Origin of the sequence: Paenibacillus mellifer, assembly GCF_023195895.1 — a bacterium.
GTDB classification, from domain to species: Bacteria; Bacillota; Bacilli; order Paenibacillales; family Paenibacillaceae; genus Fontibacillus; species Fontibacillus mellifer.
In genome coordinates this window covers 53,441-73,527 of the sequence record NZ_JALPRK010000025.1, presented here as the reverse complement: position 1 = coordinate 73,527, position 20,087 = coordinate 53,441, and the positions used below count along the sequence as shown (strand labels likewise).

At 52.7% G+C, this 20,087-nt stretch carries 23 protein-coding genes, 1 tRNA gene and 1 other annotated feature; of the genes, 8 read left to right on the top strand and 16 right to left on the bottom strand.

Annotation, left to right across the window (positions count from 1 at the left end):
* Window positions 1-69: 69 nt before the first annotated feature.
* From pfkB to M0651_RS20495, 3 genes are all read right to left on the bottom strand, one after another.
* Window positions 70-987 (bottom strand): 1-phosphofructokinase, encoded by a 918-nt coding sequence (gene pfkB, locus M0651_RS20505; RefSeq protein WP_248553587.1) that lies wholly within the window; start codon window positions 985-987, stop codon window positions 70-72.
* 7 nt (window positions 988-994) lie between these two features.
* Window positions 995-1,744 (bottom strand): DeoR/GlpR family DNA-binding transcription regulator, encoded by a 750-nt coding sequence (locus M0651_RS20500; RefSeq protein WP_248553586.1) that lies wholly within the window; start codon window positions 1,742-1,744, stop codon window positions 995-997.
* Window positions 1,745-1,890: 146 nt separating this feature from the next.
* Window positions 1,891-2,487 carry a TetR/AcrR family transcriptional regulator gene (locus M0651_RS20495; protein ID WP_248553585.1) on the bottom strand — a complete coding sequence of 199 codons (597 nt, stop codon included), beginning with the start codon at window positions 2,485-2,487 and terminating at the stop codon, window positions 1,891-1,893.
* A 322-nt stretch (window positions 2,488-2,809) separates the two neighbouring features.
* Between M0651_RS20495 and M0651_RS20490 the strand changes: the two genes are divergently transcribed.
* Together M0651_RS20490 and M0651_RS20485 are read left to right on the top strand one after the other, a co-directional pair.
* Window positions 2,810-3,691: an ABC transporter ATP-binding protein gene (locus M0651_RS20490; protein WP_248553584.1), complete on the top strand. Its 882-nt coding sequence runs from the start codon at window positions 2,810-2,812 to the stop codon at window positions 3,689-3,691.
* A gap of 23 nt (window positions 3,692-3,714) precedes the next feature.
* Window positions 3,715-5,328 carry an ABC transporter permease gene (locus tag M0651_RS20485; RefSeq protein ID WP_248553583.1) on the top strand — a complete coding sequence of 538 codons (1,614 nt, stop codon included), beginning with the start codon at window positions 3,715-3,717 and terminating at the stop codon, window positions 5,326-5,328.
* Between the two features lie 53 nt (window positions 5,329-5,381).
* Here the strand turns inward: M0651_RS20485 and M0651_RS20480 are convergent, their stop codons facing one another.
* Window positions 5,382-6,011 (bottom strand): O-methyltransferase, encoded by a 630-nt coding sequence (locus tag M0651_RS20480; protein ID WP_248553582.1) that lies wholly within the window; start codon window positions 6,009-6,011, stop codon window positions 5,382-5,384.
* Window positions 6,012-6,146: 135 nt separating this feature from the next.
* Between M0651_RS20480 and M0651_RS20475 the strand changes: the two genes are divergently transcribed.
* Both M0651_RS20475 and M0651_RS20470 read left to right on the top strand, forming a co-directional pair.
* Window positions 6,147-7,292 (top strand): THUMP domain-containing class I SAM-dependent RNA methyltransferase, encoded by a 1,146-nt coding sequence (locus M0651_RS20475; protein WP_248553581.1) that lies wholly within the window; start codon window positions 6,147-6,149, stop codon window positions 7,290-7,292.
* A gap of 57 nt (window positions 7,293-7,349) precedes the next feature.
* Window positions 7,350-9,401, top strand: a complete 2,052-nt coding sequence (locus tag M0651_RS20470; protein ID WP_248553580.1) for an LTA synthase family protein — start codon at window positions 7,350-7,352, stop codon at window positions 9,399-9,401.
* A gap of 312 nt (window positions 9,402-9,713) precedes the next feature.
* Here M0651_RS20470 and M0651_RS20465 read toward each other — a convergent pair whose 3' ends face one another.
* The 4 genes from M0651_RS20465 to M0651_RS20450 form a co-directional block, all read right to left on the bottom strand.
* Window positions 9,714-9,944, bottom strand: a complete 231-nt coding sequence (locus M0651_RS20465; protein WP_248553579.1) for a YuzB family protein — start codon at window positions 9,942-9,944, stop codon at window positions 9,714-9,716.
* Between the two features lie 31 nt (window positions 9,945-9,975).
* A complete protein-coding gene (locus tag M0651_RS20460) occupies window positions 9,976-10,278 on the bottom strand; it encodes an iron-sulfur cluster assembly accessory protein (RefSeq protein WP_248553578.1) in 303 nt (100 codons plus the stop codon).
* Between the two features lie 82 nt (window positions 10,279-10,360).
* On the bottom strand, window positions 10,361-10,600 hold the full coding sequence (locus M0651_RS20455; RefSeq protein WP_248553577.1) for a hypothetical protein: 240 nt from the start codon (window positions 10,598-10,600) through the stop codon (window positions 10,361-10,363).
* Between the two features lie 135 nt (window positions 10,601-10,735).
* Window positions 10,736-11,359: a TraX family protein gene (locus tag M0651_RS20450; protein ID WP_248553576.1), complete on the bottom strand. Its 624-nt coding sequence runs from the start codon at window positions 11,357-11,359 to the stop codon at window positions 10,736-10,738.
* A gap of 121 nt (window positions 11,360-11,480) precedes the next feature.
* Here M0651_RS20450 and M0651_RS20445 point away from each other — a divergent pair, with 121 nt between their 5' ends.
* Window positions 11,481-12,392 carry a diacylglycerol/lipid kinase family protein gene (locus tag M0651_RS20445; protein ID WP_248553575.1) on the top strand — a complete coding sequence of 304 codons (912 nt, stop codon included), beginning with the start codon at window positions 11,481-11,483 and terminating at the stop codon, window positions 12,390-12,392.
* Window positions 12,393-12,465: 73 nt separating this feature from the next.
* On the opposite strand, the gene racE is transcribed toward M0651_RS20445, so the two are convergent.
* The 4 genes from racE to M0651_RS20425 all read right to left on the bottom strand — a co-directional run bounded on the left by racE (window position 12,466) and on the right by M0651_RS20425 (window position 14,747).
* Complete coding sequence (gene racE / locus M0651_RS20440; protein WP_248553574.1) at window positions 12,466-13,284, bottom strand: glutamate racemase; 819 nt, start codon at window positions 13,282-13,284, stop codon at window positions 12,466-12,468.
* 179 nt (window positions 13,285-13,463) lie between these two features.
* On the bottom strand, window positions 13,464-13,895 hold the full coding sequence (locus tag M0651_RS20435; RefSeq protein ID WP_248553573.1) for a YtxH domain-containing protein: 432 nt from the start codon (window positions 13,893-13,895) through the stop codon (window positions 13,464-13,466).
* A 120-nt stretch (window positions 13,896-14,015) separates the two neighbouring features.
* Window positions 14,016-14,435 carry a DUF86 domain-containing protein gene (locus tag M0651_RS20430; protein ID WP_248553572.1) on the bottom strand — a complete coding sequence of 140 codons (420 nt, stop codon included), beginning with the start codon at window positions 14,433-14,435 and terminating at the stop codon, window positions 14,016-14,018.
* Between the two features lie 24 nt (window positions 14,436-14,459).
* A complete protein-coding gene (locus M0651_RS20425; protein WP_248553571.1) occupies window positions 14,460-14,747 on the bottom strand; it encodes a Dabb family protein in 288 nt (95 codons plus the stop codon).
* A 167-nt stretch (window positions 14,748-14,914) separates the two neighbouring features.
* On the opposite strand from M0651_RS20425, the gene M0651_RS20420 reads away from it, so the two are divergent.
* A complete protein-coding gene (locus M0651_RS20420) occupies window positions 14,915-15,223 on the top strand; it encodes a hypothetical protein (RefSeq protein ID WP_248553570.1) in 309 nt (102 codons plus the stop codon).
* A 129-nt stretch (window positions 15,224-15,352) separates the two neighbouring features.
* Window positions 15,353-15,425, top strand: a tRNA-Ala gene (locus M0651_RS20415).
* A gap of 48 nt (window positions 15,426-15,473) precedes the next feature.
* Here M0651_RS20415 and M0651_RS20410 read toward each other — a convergent pair.
* The 4 genes from M0651_RS20410 to M0651_RS20400 form a co-directional block, all read right to left on the bottom strand.
* Entirely contained in the window at window positions 15,474-16,382 is a 909-nt protein-coding gene (locus M0651_RS20410) for a VOC family protein (protein WP_248553569.1), read from the bottom strand.
* 430 nt (window positions 16,383-16,812) lie between these two features.
* On the bottom strand, window positions 16,813-16,938 hold the full coding sequence (locus tag M0651_RS24145; protein ID WP_282578021.1) for a hypothetical protein: 126 nt from the start codon (window positions 16,936-16,938) through the stop codon (window positions 16,813-16,815).
* A 23-nt stretch (window positions 16,939-16,961) separates the two neighbouring features.
* Window positions 16,962-17,648, bottom strand: coding sequence for a transcriptional regulator (locus tag M0651_RS20405; RefSeq protein WP_248553568.1), 687 nt, complete (start codon window positions 17,646-17,648; stop codon window positions 16,962-16,964).
* A 161-nt stretch (window positions 17,649-17,809) separates the two neighbouring features.
* Window positions 17,810-18,388: a TetR/AcrR family transcriptional regulator gene (locus M0651_RS20400; protein WP_248553567.1), complete on the bottom strand. Its 579-nt coding sequence runs from the start codon at window positions 18,386-18,388 to the stop codon at window positions 17,810-17,812.
* A gap of 170 nt (window positions 18,389-18,558) precedes the next feature.
* Here M0651_RS20400 and M0651_RS20395 point away from each other — a divergent pair, with 170 nt between their 5' ends.
* Window positions 18,559-19,809, top strand: coding sequence for an MFS transporter (locus M0651_RS20395; protein WP_248553566.1), 1,251 nt, complete (start codon window positions 18,559-18,561; stop codon window positions 19,807-19,809).
* Between the two features lie 56 nt (window positions 19,810-19,865).
* Window positions 19,866-20,086, top strand: a binding site (T-box leader).
* The last annotated feature ends 1 nt before the right edge of the window (window position 20,087 follow it).

Sequence of the window (20,087 nt, the reverse complement as noted above, 5' to 3'; positions counted from 1 at the left end):
TTTCATGAAGGCTGAACGTTAGCATTTCGATCCAGCTTACCGCCCCATCCGGCTAAACCGGAATCCGGACTACTCCACCCTCGAAATGAGGACCTGCGGACGCAACTCCTCAATCCGCGTACGCTCGGCCAAATCTTCGGAAAAGGCAGTCGCGCTTCCCGAAGCTACGCCTGCGCGGAACGCATCCATCAGGTCCCCGCCCATGGCGAGCGTCCCCGAGAAGCCGGCGATCATCGAATCGCCGGCTCCCACGGAGTTGCGCACCTTGCCGGGAGGGACGTTCGCATGGTAAACCTCGGCGCCGCGAATCAGCAAAGCGCCTTCACCGGCCATCGAAATCAATACATGCTGCGCCCCTTCTTCAAGCAGCCGGCGACCGTAAGTAATCAACTGTTCTCGCGTCTCAATAACCACGCCAAACAGCTCGGCGAGTTCATGATGGTTCGGCTTTACGAGCAGCGGCTGGTACGCCAGCGCCCGGCGCAGCGGTTCGCCCGTAGTGTCGATGACGAATTCGGCTCCTTGGATTCGGCACTTGCGGATCAGCCGCTCATAGAAATCGCCGGGAAGCGACGGAGGCAGGCTGCCGGCCAAGATGACAAGGTCGCCTTCCCTCAGGATGGACAGCTTCTCCACTAATGCATCGGCTTCTTCCCCCGTAATGGCCGGCCCCCCGCCGTTAATCTCCGTCTCCTCGCCATGCTTGAGCTTAATATTGATACGGGTATCTCCGCCGCCAATGCGAACGAAATCGGCGTTAATCGCCTCATTCCGCAGAAATCCTTCAATGAAGTCGCCGGTAAATCCGCCGAGAAACCCCATTGCGGTCGTGTCTGCCCCAAGCCGCTTCAGAACGCGCGAGACGTTAATGCCCTTCCCGCCGGGCAGCTTCAGGTCTCGTGTCATGCGATTCAGTTCGCCGAGCTGCAGACCGTGTACTTCCACGATATAGTCGATGGAAGGATTCAAGGTGATGGTGTAGATCATCATGTGTTTATCCTCCGATAAGGTTAGTTATATCCTCGATGGGTTTGCGCCAGCGTTCCGGAACTTGCTCCGCAATGAGCGCCGCCCGCTCCAACCCCATTATCCTGGTGAAAGCGACGTTCCCGATTTTGCTGGAATCGGCAAGAATATAGGTTAGCGAGGAGAGCTCACTCGCGCGGCGTTTCAACGCCGCTTCCTCCGGGTCTGGCGTCGTGTACCCCGCATCGGGGTGAATCCCGTTCGCCCCGAGAAAACACCGGTCAAAACGAAAACGTTCCAGGTTTTCCAGGGCCAAGCCGCCGACCAATGCTTTCGTGCGTTTTTTGGCCAGGCCGCCGAGCAGATAGCTTGGAATATCGGCCTCCAGCAGCGCATCCATCTGCGGCAAGCCGTTCGTAACGACAGTGATCGACTTTCCTTTCAGAAAAGGGATCATAGCCAAGGTCGTCGTTCCGGCGTCCAGATAAATCGCCTCACCGCCGCGCACCAGACCGGATGCCAACTCGGCAATCTTTTGCTTTTGGGGGACGTTTACGGCTGATTTCTCCGCCATCCCCGGCTCCAGCCCCCCGGACATGGCCGGCAACGACGCACCGCCATGGACTCTCCGGAGCAGCCCTCGCTCTTCCAAATCCGCCAAATCGCGCCTCACGGTAGACTCAGAAGCTTCAAGCAACGTGCAAAGCTCCTGGAGCTTGACGATGCCCTTCTCCTGCAGCCGCCGCAGAATCCGGCGATACCTCTCCTCGTTTAACATCTTTCCCCCTCCCAACTACAAACATCGTATCATAAACACCGCAAATATCAATCAAAACCTTTCATAAACGATCATATTCAATCAATTCACTCATCGCCGCATGAAAAAACTCTGCCCAAATCAGGACAGAGTCATATTCGTCTATTCTATTGACTTGGCGCAATGCCTTTGATCAGCAATTCTGTCCATTGGGCGGTATAAGGGAGAATCTTCGAGTAGATATGCGGGCTGGATATCCCTTCAACCAAAGCTTGGAAATAAATCAGTAGAAATTCATCCGAATATTTCAGATCCACTTTGCCTTCCTTGCGCCCGCGATGGAATAAATCCAACATCATGCTATAGCTCTCCTTGACATATTGCTGCATGATCTGGGATACGCCGTCATCGTCCTTCTTCGTAAAATAATCCATTAAATCGATATAAAATTGCTTATTGATTTTATCCAAATGATTGATTTTGTTCAGGCTCATGGCAATGATGGTTTCTTCGAAGGGCTTGTTTTCGGCCATGATGGCTCGGGCCGTATCCCACATTCGGCTTAAAAAGTACGTGAATACCTCGTGGATCAGGTTTTCTTTGCTTCCAAAATATTTAAAAACCGTCGTTTTGCCGACATTGGATTGTTTCGCGATCTCATCCATCGTTAGATTTGCGATCCCGGCATCGGTATTCATCAAGTTAAACGTCGCTTCCAAAACTTGCTTTTTCTTCTCTTGGGTCCTCTTTTCAAAACCGTTCATTTCTCATTCCTGCTTTCCTACTGTGTTGAATTAAAAATAAATATGGGCTGCTTAGTTCATAACTTTTCTACATATTATTATAGACCGAATATTATGAATCATCAAACAAACCATAGTTCTAAATTTTGTTTTTTTAAATTGACTGGTCCGATAAAAAGAGTTATAACTGAATCTGTAAATGAACTTTGGTTTAAAACAAGGTGATAAATCGCAAATAAATGAACTATAATTAACTCTACAGTTCATTATTACTCGAAGTTAAGCCTTGCTTTTTAAACTGGAAAGCACGTTACTAAAACTGTGATGAAGGAGTTTTAGTGCTATGAAGGAAATTGTAAAAGTGCAGGGCTTACAAAAAAAGTTCGGGAAATTCAAAGCCTTACGTGACGTGTCGTTCACGGTGAACGCCGGGGAGGTCATCGGCTTTATCGGGCCAAACGGTGCGGGGAAATCGACTACGATACGGACTTTGCTCGGAATCATTAATCGAGATGCCGGGGAGGCTAAAATCTTTGGCAAAGATGTTTGGCACGATAGCCTTGAAATTCATAAACGAATTTCTTATGTTCCGGGGGATGTGGCCCTTTGGGGCAGCCTCACCGGCGGCGAAATCATCGATTTATTTATTAAATTGCACGGCGGCGGAGACAAGAGTAAGCGCGATTATTTGATTAAACGTTTTGAATTGGATCCTAAGAAGAAGGCCAAGGGCTATTCCAAAGGAAATCGACAAAAAGTCGGATTGATTGCGGCTTTGTCCGTCGATTCCGATTTGTATATCTTCGACGAGCCCACTTCCGGTCTGGATCCGTTGATGGAAGCGGTCTTCCAAGAAGAAGTTGAGAAAATCAAGCGTGCGGGGAAAGCCATTTTGCTGTCCTCCCATATATTGAGCGAAGTGGAGCGTCTGGCCGATAAGGTGGTGATCATCCGGCAAGGCAAAGTGGTTGAAACCGGGACATTGGAAGAATTACGTCACTTAACCCGTTCTACGGTCACGATGGTAACCGAAGGTGATGTGGCCCGGATGGCTTCCGTTAACGGGGTCCATGATTTCAAGCAAACCGGGAATCAAGCGACCTTCTCGGCGGATAATGCATTTATCAATGATATTTTGTCCGAAGCGGCAAAATTGGGCGTCAAAAAGTTCGAATCGGTGCCGCCTACGCTTGAAGACTTATTCATGCGTCATTACGAAGTCTAAGAGTGGGAACGGAGGATACGATCATGCAGGAGAAATTTGCACGTTGGGATACCCTGTTTATTCAATATCTGAAACGGGATTGGAAAAAAATCGGGATCTGGATTTTGGGGTTAGGCTTGTTTTCGGCTGCTTATGTTCCGGCTTTTGAAGAAATCGGCAAGGGGCAAGGTTTGCAGGGGATGTATGAGACTTTGCAAAATCCTGCCATGATTTCCATGGTTGGTCCGACACCGGTTGAGACCGCGGCGGATTACACTTTAGGAGCCATGTATGCACACGAAATGTTATTATTCTGCGGTTTGTTCGCGATGATTATCGCCGCTTTGCATGTGGTAAGCCATACGCGCAAAGAGGAGGATTTGGGACTTACGGAACTCGTCCGCTCCTTCCGAGTAGGTCGACAAGCCAATTCTTTTGCGGTGATTTCCGAAGTCGTCATGATTAACATTATACTCGCTCTCGTCATTGGCGGAATTATGACCAGCTATGGCGTAGACACGATTTCGGCCGAAGGGTCGTTTTTGTTTGGCGCATCCATCGGGATGGCCGGGATCCTGGGAGCCGTGATTGCCTTGGTGATGGCGCAAATTATGCCGACCTCATCCGCCGCAACGGGGGCATCGCTCGGGATTGTAGGCTTGCTTTATATTTTTCGAGCCGGAACGGATGTGTCGAACGCCGACTTCTCCATGATCAATCCGATGGGTTGGACTTATCTGACTTATCCATTTACGGAGAACAATGGGGTACCTCTCATTTTAGCTGCGGCCTTCAGCATTATTGTCGTGATCATCGCTTTTGCGCTTGAAGGCGGTCGGGATATGGGGGCCGGTTATTTGCCCGAACGAGAAGGCCGGGAGTCGGCAAAAAAATCATTGCTGTCCGTACCCGGCTTGTTTACCAAGCTGAACAAAGGCGTAATGATCAGTTGGCTGATTGCTTTCGTCATCATGGGAGCGGCCTATGGTTCGATTTACGGAGATATGCAGACCTTCCTTGAAAGCAATGAAATCATGAGTCAAATGTTTACGATCTCCGGCGTTTCCATCGAAGAAGCCTTTACCGGGACCATTATGATGGTCATGATCGGATTGGTTTCCATTTTACCGATTGCCATCGTGAACAAACTTTTCGCGGAGGAATCGCGGTTGCATTTAAGCCAGCTTTATGCGACAAAAGTGACGCGGGCTAAACTCTATTGGACGAGTGTCGTTTTAGCCGTCGCTGCCGGAATCGTTGGCATTTTGCTGGCTTCAAGCGGACTTGGCGGGACGGCCATTACGGCCATGGGGGACGATTCGCGCATGAGCATGGGGGATTTTTTCGCTGCCGGCTATAATTTCCTGCCTTCGGTATTGTTCTTTACCGGACTTGCCGCCCTCGCTTTAGGTTGGGCTCCACGACTAGGCAAAGCCGTTTATGCTTATCTTGGCTATTCATTTGCCTTAAACTACTTTGGCGGCATATTGGATTTGCCGGAATGGTTCTCGAAAACCGCCGTCCAAAGTTGGATCCCGCGAATGCCGGTAGATCCGTTCGATGCGGCAACTTTTATTTCGCTCACGGCCATCAGCATTGCCTTGATGGGATTAGGCTATATGGGATACCGCAAACGGGACATGGTTGAAGGATCTTAGCCGTCAACGAATAAGACGGGTCATTTGATTCTAGTCAAATGACCCGTCGATGTTTATTTCACCATCGCCAGCGCCAGCCCGTCATACGCCGGCAGCAGCGTGCTGATCAACCGCCCGTCCCGGGCGATCATTTCATTGAACCTGCGCATCGCCTGCACCGACGGCCCGTTTTTGTCCTCGTTCAGCGTCCGGCCGCGCAGCAGGATATTGTCTCCGGCAATCAGCGCTCCCGGTTTCGCCAGCTTGATGGCATATTCGAGATAGTTGGGGTAATTTTCCTTGTCGGCATCAATAAAAAAGAAATCAAAACGCTCCCCCCGTTGCTCCAGAGTTTGCAGGCTGTCGAGCGCAGGTCCGACCCTATACTCCGCAACCTGCCCGAATCCGGCCTCGCGCAAGTTGGCCCGCGCCAACTCGGCGTTCTCCTCCTTCAGCTCCAGCGATAGGAGCCGCCCGTCCGCAGGCAATCCCCGCGCCAGACAAATTCCGCTATACCCGCCCAGCGCACCGATTTCCAGCACGGCTTTGGCTCCGGCCAGCTTGACCAGCAGCGTCAGCAGCCGCCCGTACCCCGGCGCGATCGAAACGTCGCGCATCCCGCTGTCCACGATGGATTGGGTCACCCGCTCCAGCACCTCGTCCTTGTCATATAGTCCATCACCGTATTGTTCCGGCGTCAGCATCACGATCTTCCTTTCATCCGATCATTCCTTATATAAGAACCGTTTGTAACTTGCAGGACATTGGCCTATACTGAATTGTATGGTTTTTCCGTTATTCTCACAAGTCTAAGTGAAGCTGGAGTGATTGACTTACCTATGGCTGGACCTTTGCAATTGATCGCAACCGCCCCAATGGGCCTGGAAGCCGTTGTGGCGCGAGAATTAAAGGATTTAGGATACGAAGACACGGTCGTGGAGAACGGGCGGGTCCATTTTACAGGAGATCTGATCGACATCTGCCGCTGCAACTTGTGGCTCAGAACCTCGGATCGCGTACTCATCAAAATGGGCGAGTTTACCGCGGTCACGTTCGACGAGCTGTTCGAAGGCACGAAAGCGTTGCCTTGGCAGGATTTTATCCCGGCTAACGGGGAATTTCCGGTAGAAGGCCGCTCCCACAAATCGCAGCTTAGCAGCGTGCCGGCTTGCCAGGGGATCGTCAAAAAGGCGATCGTCGACAAGCTGCAGCAAGCGTATCATACGGAATGGTTTGAAGAAACCGGACCGCGTTATGTCATCGAAGTGATTTTACTGAACGACAAAGCATTGTTGACGCTCGACACCACCGGCCCGGCGCTGCACAAGCGCGGCTACCGCAAGCATGCGACGGAGGCGCCGCTGAAGGAAACGATGGCGGCAGCGATGATCCTGCTGAGCCGCTGGAATCAAAACCCGGCGCGGCCGTTCTACGACCCGTGCTGCGGATCGGGCACGCTGCCGATCGAGGCGGCGATGATCGCCTGGAACATCGCGCCGGGCCTCCGGCGTACGTTCAATTCTGAACGTTGGCCGGTCGTGCCGGAGGAACTGTGGCAGCAGGCGCGCGACGAGGCGATCGACGCGGTGCGGGACGATGTCCCGCTCCACATCGCCGGCAGCGACATCGACCCGGAGGCGATCGAGATCGCCAAGGCGGCGGCCAAAAGCGCCGGGCTGGCGAACGAAATCCAGTTTACCTGCTTGCCTGCGGTGAGAGTCCAGCCGCAAGGCGATTACGGCGTCATGATCACGAACCCGCCCTACGGGGAGCGGATCGGCGAAGAGAAGGAAGTCCGCAAGCTGATCGCCCAACTCGGGCGAGTGATGGCCGGGCTGCCGACATGGTCCTTCTTCGCGCTCACTCCGACCAAGCAGTTCGAGCACGACTTCCAGCGTAAAGCGGACAAGCGGCGCAAGCTGTTCAACGGACGCATCGAATGCCAATATTTGCAGTACCTCGGGCCCCTTCCTCCGCGCCATTAGCCGTGGGGGGAGGGTTCTCCCTTTTTACACTTGCAAGGAAAGGACTGACGATCCGATATGTTACGTTTGACGTCGAACCGCGGCTTTAGCGGCCGCCATATCGTCTATATTTTATTTGTTGCCGCTATTTTCATGAAACTTGCCATCCTCCATAGTAACCTGCACGCCCGCTATATCGACATGAACCTGCTGGACGATCTGATCGCCATCGGTTCCGTCATGCTGGTATCGTTCTGGACGTTATGGCTGCCCTCGCGCGGAAGAGGAATCGCCTTAGGCGTGCTGAACGTGCTGCTCACGGCGTTGATCTTCGCCGATTTGGTCTATTACCGGTATTTCGGCGATTTTCTGACGGTGCCCGTGCTGCTGCAAGCCGGACAAGTCGGGGAGCTCGGCGACAGCATCCGCGGGCTGATCCACGCCGCCGATTTGTGGCTGATCGCCGATTGGGCCGCCTGGGCCGCAGTGAAAATGGGGCTGCGTTTGACGCGTGGGAGTGGAAGCCGCCGGAAAGATCGGCTTCACGGCCCCTTCGGCAGCGGCCCTTCCGCTTACTCTGGCATAGGGGGCGGTTCCTTCTCCCCCGTTTCTTTCGGCTCGGGAAGCCGGAGAAGCGGCGGGCGTCGATTCGGGCGCCTGTTCACCGGGATTGGCGTATTTCTGCTCGGCTTTGCTTTAACGATGGGGCCGATCCGTTTTTATACTCAAACATGGGCGGTGGGGCTTTTCGAGAACAACTGGTGGAACGTCTCCTTATACAATGTGACCGGCTTGCTTGGCTTCCATTACTATGACGCCAGCCGCTACCTCAAGGAGCATCTCGGAGGCGGCCAAACGGTCAGCGCCGAGGAGCAAGACGAGATCCGACAGTGGTTCGACGAAGCCAGCCAGCGCCGTCAGGCGGATAATGACCTGTTTGGCGCATATGCCGGAAGCAATGTCATCGTCATCCAGGCCGAGGCCTTCATGAACTTCATGATCGGCAAACAAATCGGCGGCCAAGAAATCACGCCGAATTTTAACAAGCTGATGGACGAAAGCCTATACTTTTCGAACTACTACCATCAAACGGGGCAGGGGCGAACCTCCGACGCGGATTTCGCCTCGAACAGCTCGCTGCATCCCCTGCCGACGGGGTCGGTCGCGGTCCGCTATCCGAATCATACGTTCGACGTGCTGCCGCAGATCCTGAAGACGCAGGGCGGTTATACCGCCGAGGCTTTTCATGCCTACGAAGGCAGCTTCTGGAACCGCAACAACATGTACCAAGCGATGGGCTATGACCGTTTTTACAGCAAAAAAGACTTCCAGCTGGACGAGCCCCTGGGCTGGTCGCTGGGGGACAAATCTTTTTTCCGGCAGTCGTTGGAAGTGATTGCTCAGCAGAAGCAGCCCTTCTATTCGTTCCTCATTACGTTATCCAGCCATCATCCGTATTCGCTGCCGGCTTCCGTTCAGGAGCTGGACACCGGCGAGTTGAAAGGCTCTATCCTTGGCGATTATTTGCAGGCCGTGCATTACGTGGACGCGGCGCTTGGAGAGTTCATGGAAGGATTGAAGCGGGAAGGTTTGTGGGATCATACGATTTTGGCGTTTTATGGGGACCACGACAATTCGATTACCGATAAAGCGATGTATGAGAAATTCCTTGGCAAGTCGCTGAGCGACCTCGACATGCACCAGATCATGAATCAGGTGCCATTGCTCATTCATCTGCCAGATGGCCAGCATGCTGGCGTTTATCAGGAGCCCGCCGGGCAACTTGATCTGACGCCGTCGCTGCTGCATCTGCTGGGTATTGCCACGGATTCCTACTACTTGATGGGCAACAACCTGTTTACCGCCACCGGGTCCGATCGCGCCGCGGATCGACTAGTCGTTTTACGTTCCGGGGCCTTTACGGACGGCGAGCTATATTACATCCCGTCTGCCGACAACCTGTTCGCCAACGGTACCTGTTACGATTTGGCCAGCCGCAAGCCCGGCGAGATCGAGCCGTGCCGTGCGCCGCACGAGGAAGCGAAGAAGCGCCTGCGGATTTCGGATGAAGTGATCGCTTCCGATTTGATCGCGAACTTCCGCAAGGAGGATCAGGGGGCGGAGCGGTGATGATGGGAGCAGAATAAATAGAGGTAAGTTTGGGCGTTATCTTGCCCAATTGTGGATCACATCGCGGAATAGCGCCCATTTATGGCGTTATTGTCGTAGTCAGGCGGCTAAATCATCCATTTGAGCGACACCGACGTTAGATAGAGCCCAAAAAGTCCGTTATTCCAGGCTAATTACGCAAATTGGCTGAAATAGCGGACTTTTTTACCGTTAAGACCATCAGACAGCTATATTTGATCAAAAAATCCGCTCCCGAGGCACGGATCGTTGGATCGCCTCGAGTAGCGGATTTTCTTACGTCTGCTTATTCCCTTACTTTGGTTTCTTCACAAACGGTGCGGCCTTCGCCAGCACCTCTTCTTCCGTTGGTGCGCTGACGTATCTGCCGTTAATATATACGAACGCTCTCTTGCCGCACGGACCGCAATAGGATTTGCAGCCTACTTTGATCTCGGCGTCCGGCGCGAGCTTTTGCAGCTTCGGTACAAACGTCTTCATGCGGATATGATTGCATTTATCGCAAATCCGAATATCGTTAGCCATGCCTGGTCCCTTCTTTATCGTTAGCTAAAGCTTAGTGATCCCCGTGATTACCTTTGGATGGGTTCGTAATGACGAATCCTTCTTCCGGGAAATACAAATAATCGATCTTCACGCCGTCCAGCAGCGGATCGGTGCCTTCCACGATCACATCGATTTCCTTGTCGGTTTTGACGATTTGATCGCCGTCAGCCGGCTTGGCCAAATCTAGGCCGTAGTGGGCGTGGTCGCCATGGGAGTGAGTGATAAATACCTTCAGCGCCATCCCTTGGTTCTCTTCCTTTGTCAATTCCTTTTGTATCACTTTCGCCGCATTGCGGGTAATTTTGACGTTCATATGATCTCTCCTATCGCACAAAAATATCTTCCTCTAACATTCCTATTGTAAAGAAACCCTGCCCAACAAGCAAGGCCAAACGCTAGGCTCCCGGGAATTTCCGCTCCGCTCGGGTGACGAACCAATCCATCAGCAGCATCGTGACGGCCATGTCGTCGATTGGAATCCACGGCAACACATCCGGCAGGACCCAATAGAGCAGCGCAGGTACGACCAATAACAATTTGTCGGTGAACGGGATTTTACCCGAGATTAACAGCGGGAGAGTCCGGCGGAAAATATGTGACCAACGACGCAGCGACCACCAACTTTTCCACTTCATCTCCATCCCTCCCTCCTTGCCTTCAGGCCTGACAATGCGTCCCCTTTTAAGATACCCTATTTTAACATGTTTCATGGCACAAAAAAATCCGGGACGCCTCCCGGATCTTTCTTTCTATTCCTCAGCCCCTGCGATTTATAACAGGTACACCAGCAAAGCTAGTAACGCCAAATGCGCAGGGTAGAAAGCCCTCCATACCCAACGGGGAAGCCGCCAGGTTTCGAGTTTCCGCCACAGTCCCGGTCCATAAGCAATCACGATCGTTGGTAGAATGCTGGCCAATTGGATCACCCAACCGTAAGCGAACAGGTAAACAAGGTTTAGCAACAGATGCATCAGCACCGCTTTTCCTTGTCCGGCATATTTGAAGATCAGCACAAGCAACAAACCATACGCTCCGTAATCAAACGGAAGCACCTCCATCATGACGCAGACGCCGGCGATGATCAGGGCGGAAAGCGGTCCGGGTTTGGCCGCATCCAGCATGCGGATAACCAAGGAGGCGACAAACAAGGTGGCGACAACGTTTAATCCGTTCGTATCGAAGGCCAATTGATACGGTATTTGCGAAAGGACGGCGATCATGAACAATCGAATCGCGTATTTCCGGTAATTGGAGGTATGCACATGACCCTGGACCAGCGCGTAAGCGTAGATTGGAAAGGCAATCCGCCCGATAATCCGCCACAGCACTTCTCCGGGAAAAAACAGCAGCCCGACATGGTCGATCAGCATGGTGATCATGGCGATCAGTTGCACGGCCTACACTCCTTTCGTCCATCCAAGGGGTTTGCAAAAATTTTGATTTTCATTTATTCAAATCTTCAGTAGACTGAAATTACGCCGCTATGGCGCTGCCAACATAGATAGGGGAGTCATCATGTATTTGTTTATCGTAAATCCAAATGCGGGTCATGGCGAAGGCCGCCGAGTTTGGAACAAAATCAGTAAGCTGCTGCGCCGACGGGGGATCCCTTACGAGCATGCCTTTACGGACAGCCGAGAGCAAGCGCATACATTTCTTCAGGACCGACTATCCAGCCAGGAGACCTGGAAGGCGGTGGGGGTCGTCGGCGGTGATGGCACAATCCACAGTCTGCTGCCCGCGCTGCGGCACTCCGGCATACCACTGGCCGTATTCTCGGCAGGGTCGGGAAATGACACCGCCCGCGGCTTCGGCATCCCGCGCCGCACTCGCGCCGCGTTGGAGGTGTTGTTACACGGCCTGCCAGTAACGGCCGACCTGATCACCGTTGCGGATCGCAGCACCTTGACTGCGTTAGCCATCGGGTTCGACGCCGAGGTAGCCCGGAACGTCAACATCAGCCGATACAAGAAAATATGCAATGCCGTTGGGCTAGGCAGACTGGCTTATATTATCGGGATCTTCCATACCCTTCTCACCTTCCGTCCCGGCCCGTTAAACGTCGATTGCGATGGAATCGCCTATCGATTCGAGTCCGCCTGGTTAACAGCCATCAACAATGTTGACAGCTATGGCGGCGGACTGTCCATCTGTCCCGACGCCAAGCCGGATGACGGCGTGCTCGATCTTTGCGTTGTACACGATTGTTCCAAACTGAAGCTGCTGCTCTTATTTCCTACTGTATTATTTGGTGCCCATACCAAGTTTTCGTTCGTCACAATGCTCCGGGGCCGGAACATTACGGTGTCTAGCCCGATCCCACGCCTGGCCTTAGGGGACGGGGAAGATGTTGCCGTCACACCGATTAACGCGTCGGCGGATCCGGGTGCCATTCATATTCTGCGTCCCGCGCCGCATGGGATATAACAACATGGCCGAGCCGTGGTCAAAAAAACCTTTGGACGGGAGGAACACCCCCGCCAAAGGTTTTTTGCATCGTTTACCCCGCCGGGCTGGACACCTGCCATACAATCGGTGTCAGCTCGATTTGCTCGCCCAGCCATTGGCGGGCGATCTTGCGGAACATCTCCGCATCCCCGCTGCAGAAGAACTGGTGCACCGGAAGGTGGTTACCGCGGGCCAGACAACCGCGCTGATGTAGCACAGTGCTGATCTCTCTTGCGGTTTCGTCCGCAGAACTGATAAGCTTCACTTTCGGCCCCATTACTTGCTGGATCGGATCTTTGAGGAAGGGATAATGAGTGCAGCCCAAGATCAGGCAATCAATGGGGTGTTCCTTCATGCCCCGGAGCGACTGCTGTACAACTTGCAGCGCTTCTTTCGTTTCATACAGCCCCTGCTCAACCAGCGGAACAAACTCAGGACAAGCCTCGCTGATGATTTCCGTTTGCGGATTAAGCTCTCGCAATGCTGCAGGATAAGCCTCGCTGCGGATCGTCCCCAAAGTTCCGATCACACCGATCTTCCCGGTTTTAGTGGCGCTGATAGCCGCTCTTGCTCCGGGGTGGATCACGCCGATCACGGGAATATCCACTTTCGCTTTAATGAAATCAAGCGCGGCTGCTGTAGCTGTATTACAGGCGATTACAATCATTTTAGGTTGAAACTGAATCAAGTAATCAACGATTTGCTCGGTAAACAAGCGAACCTCTTCAGGCGATCTTGGACCGTAGGGAGCTCGGGCCGTATCTCCGAAGTAAATGATCTTCTCTCTGGGAAGCTGTCTCATCACTTCCTTGCAGACGGTGAGGCCTCCCACTCCCGAGTCTAGTATAGCGATAGCTTGCTGCACGAACATACCGCATCCTTCATGTTTTAGTTTAATTCCCTCTCGTTAATTTATGACTCCGTTCTGCAAAGGGTACCTAAATCTTAACGCAATTTACAGTACGGAACAAGATAACTCGCTAAGATGGAGAAAAAGGGAAAAAGACCCGGTACCGGGTCTTTTAAAGTCGTCTATGTCCGCCTTACGAATTATTTGCTCTCTTCGCTCTCAACAGTAGCTGCCGCTTCTAAAGCTGCGTCTTCTGTGACATCGGCTTCCTCCGTGTCTTCTCCGGCAACGACTCCAAGAACAACGGTCTCTTCTTCTACAGATTCCTCTTCATCGGCAAATTCGGAGACTTGAGCCACATTCTCCTCCTCCACACCTTTCGCAGGTAAGCGGCTTTGAATGTCGCTGATCAAGCCTCCCGCAGCTTCCTTCACCTTACCTACAAGAACGGTGCTCTGCTCCGTTACCTTACCGGCAACCTCTTGCGTCTTCTCGCCAACCTGACGTGCGCCGTCGGCGATATCCTTCCGAAGCTCTTTCCCGGGTTTAGGAGCAAACAACAGCGCCGTTACCGCACCGGCAACCGTACCGATAGCGGCACCCCACAACCAACCTTTATTTCCTTTGCTCACGATTCATCTCTCCTTTTCGGCATCTCTCCGCGAATGCCTATATCGATAATGCATTATAAGCAGCGACGGTCTGTCCGGTCACACCTGTGATGAATTATTTTTGGGCTTGTCCGCTCCTGATCAAACGCCTTCCTGATCAAGATACTTCAGCACATTTGCCGAGAATTCCTGCAAGACGCCGGGCAGCCGCTCTCTCAGCCCGATGACCTCTTGCCGGTCCCAAGCAAAATAATCCTGCACCAACGGTTTCCGCAAGCGAACCAACTCAATCAACGTGGCATGCAGCGTGGCATTTATTACTTTCTCGTCCAACAGGATATCTACAATATCTTCATAACTACTCGCGTCACGCATAATAAAGCCGTCAATCAAGTAGCTGCCCACATCCGTTACGATCTCGATGCCCAGATGCAGCGCTCGCTCTTCGGCATACCGCCCCAATAAGGACGAGGCGGCCAACGCCGATTCATGTAACGCCTGCAGCAATTCGGGTACCAGCTCCAACCTGCGTTCGATTTGTTCCCGGTTTACATAATACACGGGTATTCCCTCCTCCGGTCCAGTCTAGAATTCGAAATCGACCGCAACCTGGCTTTCACGCACCTCGTTCATGTGCTCAATGACCTTCTTGTGCTCCGGATGCACTTGGTAACCTTCCAAATCCGCAAGCGAATCAAAAGTCGCAATTAACGCAATGTCATAGGAACGAGGGGAACGGATCACATCAGTGCCCACCTCCAGGCTTCTCAGCTGCTCCACTTTGCCCTGCAAACCACGCAGCACCTCAACCGTACGTCCAATACTCTCCGGCGACGCATCTTTCAGCTTGAACAAGACGATATGTTTGATCATGGATTAACCCTCTCCTTACGTAACGATTTAGTATCTATTTTCAGCATAACATAAAGGATACTTGCCGGAAAGTAAGCCCCACCCGAACTCTATCAATCTGGCTTCCATATGATATATTGTCTCTTTTGCTAGAGACTTATGCTCCGGATGAAAAGAGGTGAATCGCATTGACGATCCTGCGTTTTCTGTTACACGAACCGTTACGAAGGCGAATTCGCGTGCTGCAGGCCGAGCTTGAGCTTCTGGTTAGCCGGGTGGAGCATCTGGAGCAAGCGCTCGAGGCCGCCTCCTTCCCGGATTCCGAAACCCGACAGCGGATCAAAGCTTCCATCGGCCTCAGCATCCGCATTGAGACGACCGGCTCCGTCCTTTACGGCACGCTGGTGGCCGTGAACACCGATGCGCTGGAATTGATCGATGAGTCGGGTCGGCAGGTCATCGTCCCGGCCGCAAAAATCACGGCAATGAAGGTGTAAGCCGCGGGAATCCGGCACAGTTCCCCCCTTTCCGGCAACCTCGGTTGCCGGAACCTCGGGGAGCGCATTTTTTTGCAAAGGGATATTGACAGCCCGGCCGCATTTTTATAAAATAAAATAGTCGCTCACGGGGCCTTAGCTCAGCTGGGAGAGCGCATCGCTGGCAGCGATGAGGTCAGGGGTTCGATCCCCCTAGGCTCCATAAAATGCAAGGAAGCTTCACTCGGTCGAGTGAAGCTTCCTTTTTTCGTTATCTCCCGTCAAAAGCTTGCTGCAACTCCGAGAGGTTAAACTTCTTCATCTTCAAAAACGCCTTCGTGACGCGATTGCGTTGTTCCGGCGTGCCCCGGGTCATCATCTCGTCCAATGCGGAAGCAGAAATTTGCCACGAGACGCCATACCGGTCCTTGAGCCAACCGCATTGTTCTGCTTCGGGGACGGCGGAGAGATGCTCCCAATAATGATCGATCTCCTCCTGCGTTTCGCAGTTGACCAAGAGGGAGATCGCTTCGTTAAAACTGAACCCATGAGCATGCGCGCTGTCCATCGCCGCTAACCACGTGTTTTCCAGCATAAAATCGGTGAACATGACCGTACCTTCCCGGTCCGGTTCCTGGCCGGATCCATACTTGACGAGTGCGCCGGGTTTCGCGTTCCGGAACACCGAGAGATAATGTTCGCGTGCTTCTTCCGCCTTGCCGCAGTTCTCGCCAATGAACATCATCGAGGGGACGATCGCCGGACGGGGCTCACCATCGGGATTCGTCAACATCAGCTGCCAAGTAAATCCGTACTTGTCCTGGATCCATCCGTACCTTTCGCTGAAAGGATACCGGTCCAGGGGCATGAGGGGAATCCCGCCGTCGGACAGCTTGTCCCACGCTTCATCCAGCATTTCTCTGGCGTTAGGATCTCGGGAGGGGTCGAAATTGACGATGCACGAAACGGAAGGATTCATCTTGAAGTGCGGTCCTGCCGAAATAGCCATGAACGGAAACCCCCAAACGGTGAACGAAATCATCTCAGAATCACCCGAAGGGGTATCGTTTATCGTCGTAACTCCCGTGATTCGGGAATCCGGAAATACGGAGCAATAGAACTCCGCGGCTTCTTTCGCCTCTTTGTCGAACCATAGATGCAAGGTGATGGATGAACTCATTTTAATCCTCCTTTGCATGAATAAGGTTAATCTTCTTTATTCTAGCACAAATGATTCTCCTTGGCCTACGGGTCCAAGGACCTTCGGTTGACTACGGGTAACTACACGTATCTGCGGGACTGCGGGGCCTGGGGAGCCTGCGGGTAACCTTCGGGCAACCTATCCATCAACCATCTAACGCTTGCCACAAACCTTATATCTTCCCAAAATGATACATTGCGATTCTAACGCTTCCTACAAAGCTTATTCTCCTGTTTTGTTGCCAATTTGCTCGTTTTTCACCCAAATAGAGTGTCTCATCGTCGTTAGAATTTTGTGGAGAACAAATTTGCCCAAATAGCGTTGCTCACCAGCGTTAGAGTAAAAAGTGAGTTAGCGTTTAGCACCAGTGTTCGCGCCTAGCGTCAGCGGCCTGCGTCAGCGGCCTGCGTCAGCAGCCTGCGTCAGCGGCCTGCGTCAGCGTCAACACCAGCGCCAGTGCCAACACCAGCGCCAGTGCCAACACCAGCGCCAGTGCCAACACCAGCGCCAGTGCCAACACCAGCGCCAGTGCCAACGTAGGCAACAGCCCCCCTAGGGCTAGGCCCCTTTCTCCCCGGCCCCTACTCCCCTCCGATCGGCTTGAGGAAGCCTGAACGTGCTATACCGTTGTTTGCCGTCGACTACCTCCAGCATTTTTCGGTCGTGCATGGCATGTAAAATCGCTCGTGTATGTTGATGGGACAACAAGAGATGCGATGCGAGCTCAGCCGGAGTAAAGGGACGCATAAGACGGCGGGCAAACCGCAAAGTCTCCTCCTCTGCCCAATGAAGGCCGGAAGGCACGGCATTGGACAGAAACTTTCCGACGAAGGATAAGACCAGCTGCTTGCAGACTCCCGGGTCTTCTCGAATGGATAGATAGGCAATTGGAAGAAACAGCCAATCGTCAAGCGTCAATAGAGATTGCTTCATACACAGATCCTTAAATCGCCCCGCTTCGATATCCCGGGCATGGCTCCGGTAATCCTGAATCTCGATACATCCTTTGGCGTTGCCCGGTCTATAAGCCAAATCGAGGTAACGATAACCATTATTAAAGTCGCGAACCTCATACTCAGGATATAGATCTTTGAAATTTCCGATGGCGGGATACCATATGAACCGCAGAAAATCCGTTGTCCCCCGACTCAGTCCCTTTTGCAGAAACTCCCGTCTTCTTGGGTTTCTCTCCTCATCGATCTGTCGGTCCAACCATTCCAAATAAACGTCGTCAAACTCGCTCATGATTAACCCTCCTTATCCGATGGAATAAAAAACCGCCCAGATCCCCATGCCCCAAGAGCAAGTCGAATCCGAGCGGTATGTGCTTCACACCCAAATCTCAATTATGGTAAATAATGTATCACAAGTGAAAGTCGTCTTCAAGCAAGCGGGACGTTCCCGATTCATTTTGCCGCGAGTCCCTCCAGAACCCACTTCACCAAATGTTCAACGTAGTTTTCGTCCAACTCGTCGCTTATGATCAGAAGCCGATAAAAGATCGGTCCGTAGATTTGATCCAGGCATAACTCAAGATCAAGACTGTCCTTCAGCTCGCCGCGCCGGATTCCGCGTTCAAGGATTTGGCTTGCCTCCAGCCGGCGGGGGCGAAAGTACCTCGAGCGGTAAGTTTCCGCCAGTCCGGCATCCATTTGTCCTTCCCCGACCAGTTCTTTAATGACATTCCCCTCCCGGCTTGTCATAAAGCGAACCAATCTCGTAACGTGGATGACCAGGTCCTCGGAAACCGAACCCGTATCGGGAACCGGAATTCTAGCCGTAGACGCCGACAGGAACCCGTCCATGACCACCGCAGCTTTGTTGGGCCACCATTTATAGATCGTGGCTTTGCTGACTCCGGCCCGCTCCGCGATTTTCTCCACCGTGACCGATCCAAAACCTTGTTCCAGCAACAAATCGTAGGAAGCGGCAAGAATGGCGTTTTGCGTATCCATATTGCGCGGACGCCCTCTTTTGGTACTCACTTGAACCCACTCCTTTTCCGCATAAAAACTGTACGTTTATTATACTAAATATTCATCGGGCGAGTTAATCAAAATTGTTATTTACAAAACGATACGTTCAGTTTATTATTAAAACGTCGACAATTAATAAACGATACGTATAGTATTTAATTAAATGAGGAGGTTTTGTCATGGACACGAAACAAAATGCCGGCAGTAAGCCGATTTCGGGTTGGATCCTATTCTTGTTAGCCGCTGCTTGCGGGCTTATCGTAGCCAATCTATATTATTCCCAAACCTTGGTCGGACCGATCAGCGCCGCCACGGGGTTAACGTCCGCGGCATCGGGCTTCATCGTCACTTTAACGCAAATCGGGTACGTGCTGGGTCTATTGTTCATTGTTCCGCTCAGCGACATTGTTGAAAACCGGCGTCTTGTGGCCATCTTCCTTATCGTGGCATTCTGCGCCTTGGCGACGGCATCCTTTGCCGCGAGCGCGCCCCTGTTCCTCGCGGCGTCCTTGTTTATCGGACTGGGATCCGTGGTAGCCCAAATCCTGGTTCCTTACGCGACCTATTTGGCATCGGGTCCCCATCAGGGCCGGGTAGTGGGGAATGTAATGAGCGGACTTCTGCTCGGGATCATGTTCGCCCGCCCCGTAGCCAGCTTCATCGCCGGCCTGTGGAAGTGGCAGGCGGTATTTGCCTTGTCCGCGGCGGCTATCGCCCTTTTAACAATTTTATTGTACCGGGTGCTTCCCGAACGGAAGCCGGAGCCTGCCCTAAGTTACGGCAAATTGATCGTTTCCCTGGGCTCTCTATTAAAACAAACGCCGATCCTTCGCCGCCGCGCCGCTTATCAAGCTTGTCTGTTTGGTGTCTTCAGTCTGTTCTGGACGGTAATTCCGCTATATTTGGCTGACGATTTCGGCCTGACGCAGCAAGGGATCGCCTGGTTCGCGCTGGCCGGCGTAGGAGGCGCCGTTGCCGCGCCGATCGCGGGAAGACTCGCGGATAAAGGCTGGACCAGGTTCTTGACCGGATTGGCCCTGATCGTTGCCGCCTTGTCTTTTGTCCTGGCCTATCTTGTTCCCGGTCATTCGACGGCATCGCTCGTCCTGCTGGTCCTTGCGGCGATTTTACTGGACATGGCCGTTTCGGGAAACCTAGTACTTGGACAACGGGCGGTTTATTCCTTGGGCAATGAAGCCAAAGGACGCCTTAACGGCTTATTTATGGCGATCTTTTTCATCGGCGGGGCCGCCGGATCGTCCTTGGGCGGGTGGTCTTATGCCCACGGCGGCTGGAATTTCACCTCCCTGATCGGCATCATCGTACCGGTACTGGCCCTGGTTTACTTCTTTACCGAAAAAAGGACCGGTATCAAAATGGGCTCACGGAAACATGAACATTTCATCTCCAAGTTATTAAACAAGTTTTAAAATGGAACTCACGGATTGACTTTCGGGAACAGCCGGATATAATAATACGAAATAACCCAAATTCAACGATTGGGAGAGTAGCTGTCGGTTCTAGTCCAAGCGAGCCGGGATGGTGGAAACCGGTACGGGGCAGGCAGCGAAGCGGACCCATGAGAATGGTTGCTGAACGTAAGCGAGGTAGGCAGCCACGGCAGAAGACCGTTATCTCTAGAGTGGTTAAACATGGAGTTTAACAACAAGAGTGGTACCGCGAGCGCGCAAAGCCTTCGTCTCTTTGA

What these genes read in the sequence shown, in the direction of transcription:
- pfkB (WP_248553587.1), bottom strand. Translation starts at nt 987, where the DNA reads ATGATCTACACCATCACCTTGAATCCTTCCATCGACTATATCGTGGAA.
- M0651_RS20500 (WP_248553586.1), bottom strand. Translation starts at nt 1,744, where the DNA reads ATGTTAAACGAGGAGAGGTATCGCCGGATTCTGCGGCGGCTGCAGGAG.
- M0651_RS20495 (WP_248553585.1), bottom strand. Translation starts at nt 2,487, where the DNA reads ATGAACGGTTTTGAAAAGAGGACCCAAGAGAAGAAAAAGCAAGTTTTG.
- M0651_RS20490 (WP_248553584.1), top strand. Translation starts at nt 2,810, where the DNA reads ATGAAGGAAATTGTAAAAGTGCAGGGCTTACAAAAAAAGTTCGGGAAA.
- M0651_RS20485 (WP_248553583.1), top strand. Translation starts at nt 3,715, where the DNA reads ATGCAGGAGAAATTTGCACGTTGGGATACCCTGTTTATTCAATATCTG.
- M0651_RS20480 (WP_248553582.1), bottom strand. Translation starts at nt 6,011, where the DNA reads ATGCTGACGCCGGAACAATACGGTGATGGACTATATGACAAGGACGAG.
- M0651_RS20475 (WP_248553581.1), top strand. Translation starts at nt 6,147, where the DNA reads ATGGCTGGACCTTTGCAATTGATCGCAACCGCCCCAATGGGCCTGGAA.
- M0651_RS20470 (WP_248553580.1), top strand. Translation starts at nt 7,350, where the DNA reads ATGTTACGTTTGACGTCGAACCGCGGCTTTAGCGGCCGCCATATCGTC.
- M0651_RS20465 (WP_248553579.1), bottom strand. Translation starts at nt 9,944, where the DNA reads ATGGCTAACGATATTCGGATTTGCGATAAATGCAATCATATCCGCATG.
- M0651_RS20460 (WP_248553578.1), bottom strand. Translation starts at nt 10,278, where the DNA reads ATGAACGTCAAAATTACCCGCAATGCGGCGAAAGTGATACAAAAGGAA.
- M0651_RS20455 (WP_248553577.1), bottom strand. Translation starts at nt 10,600, where the DNA reads ATGAAGTGGAAAAGTTGGTGGTCGCTGCGTCGTTGGTCACATATTTTC.
- M0651_RS20445 (WP_248553575.1), top strand. Translation starts at nt 11,481, where the DNA reads ATGTATTTGTTTATCGTAAATCCAAATGCGGGTCATGGCGAAGGCCGC.
- racE (WP_248553574.1), bottom strand. Translation starts at nt 13,284, where the DNA reads ATGTTCGTGCAGCAAGCTATCGCTATACTAGACTCGGGAGTGGGAGGC.
- M0651_RS20425 (WP_248553571.1), bottom strand. Translation starts at nt 14,747, where the DNA reads ATGATCAAACATATCGTCTTGTTCAAGCTGAAAGATGCGTCGCCGGAG.
- M0651_RS20410 (WP_248553569.1), bottom strand. Translation starts at nt 16,382, where the DNA reads ATGAGTTCATCCATCACCTTGCATCTATGGTTCGACAAAGAGGCGAAA.
- M0651_RS20405 (WP_248553568.1), bottom strand. Translation starts at nt 17,648, where the DNA reads ATGAGCGAGTTTGACGACGTTTATTTGGAATGGTTGGACCGACAGATC.
- M0651_RS20395 (WP_248553566.1), top strand. Translation starts at nt 18,559, where the DNA reads ATGGACACGAAACAAAATGCCGGCAGTAAGCCGATTTCGGGTTGGATC.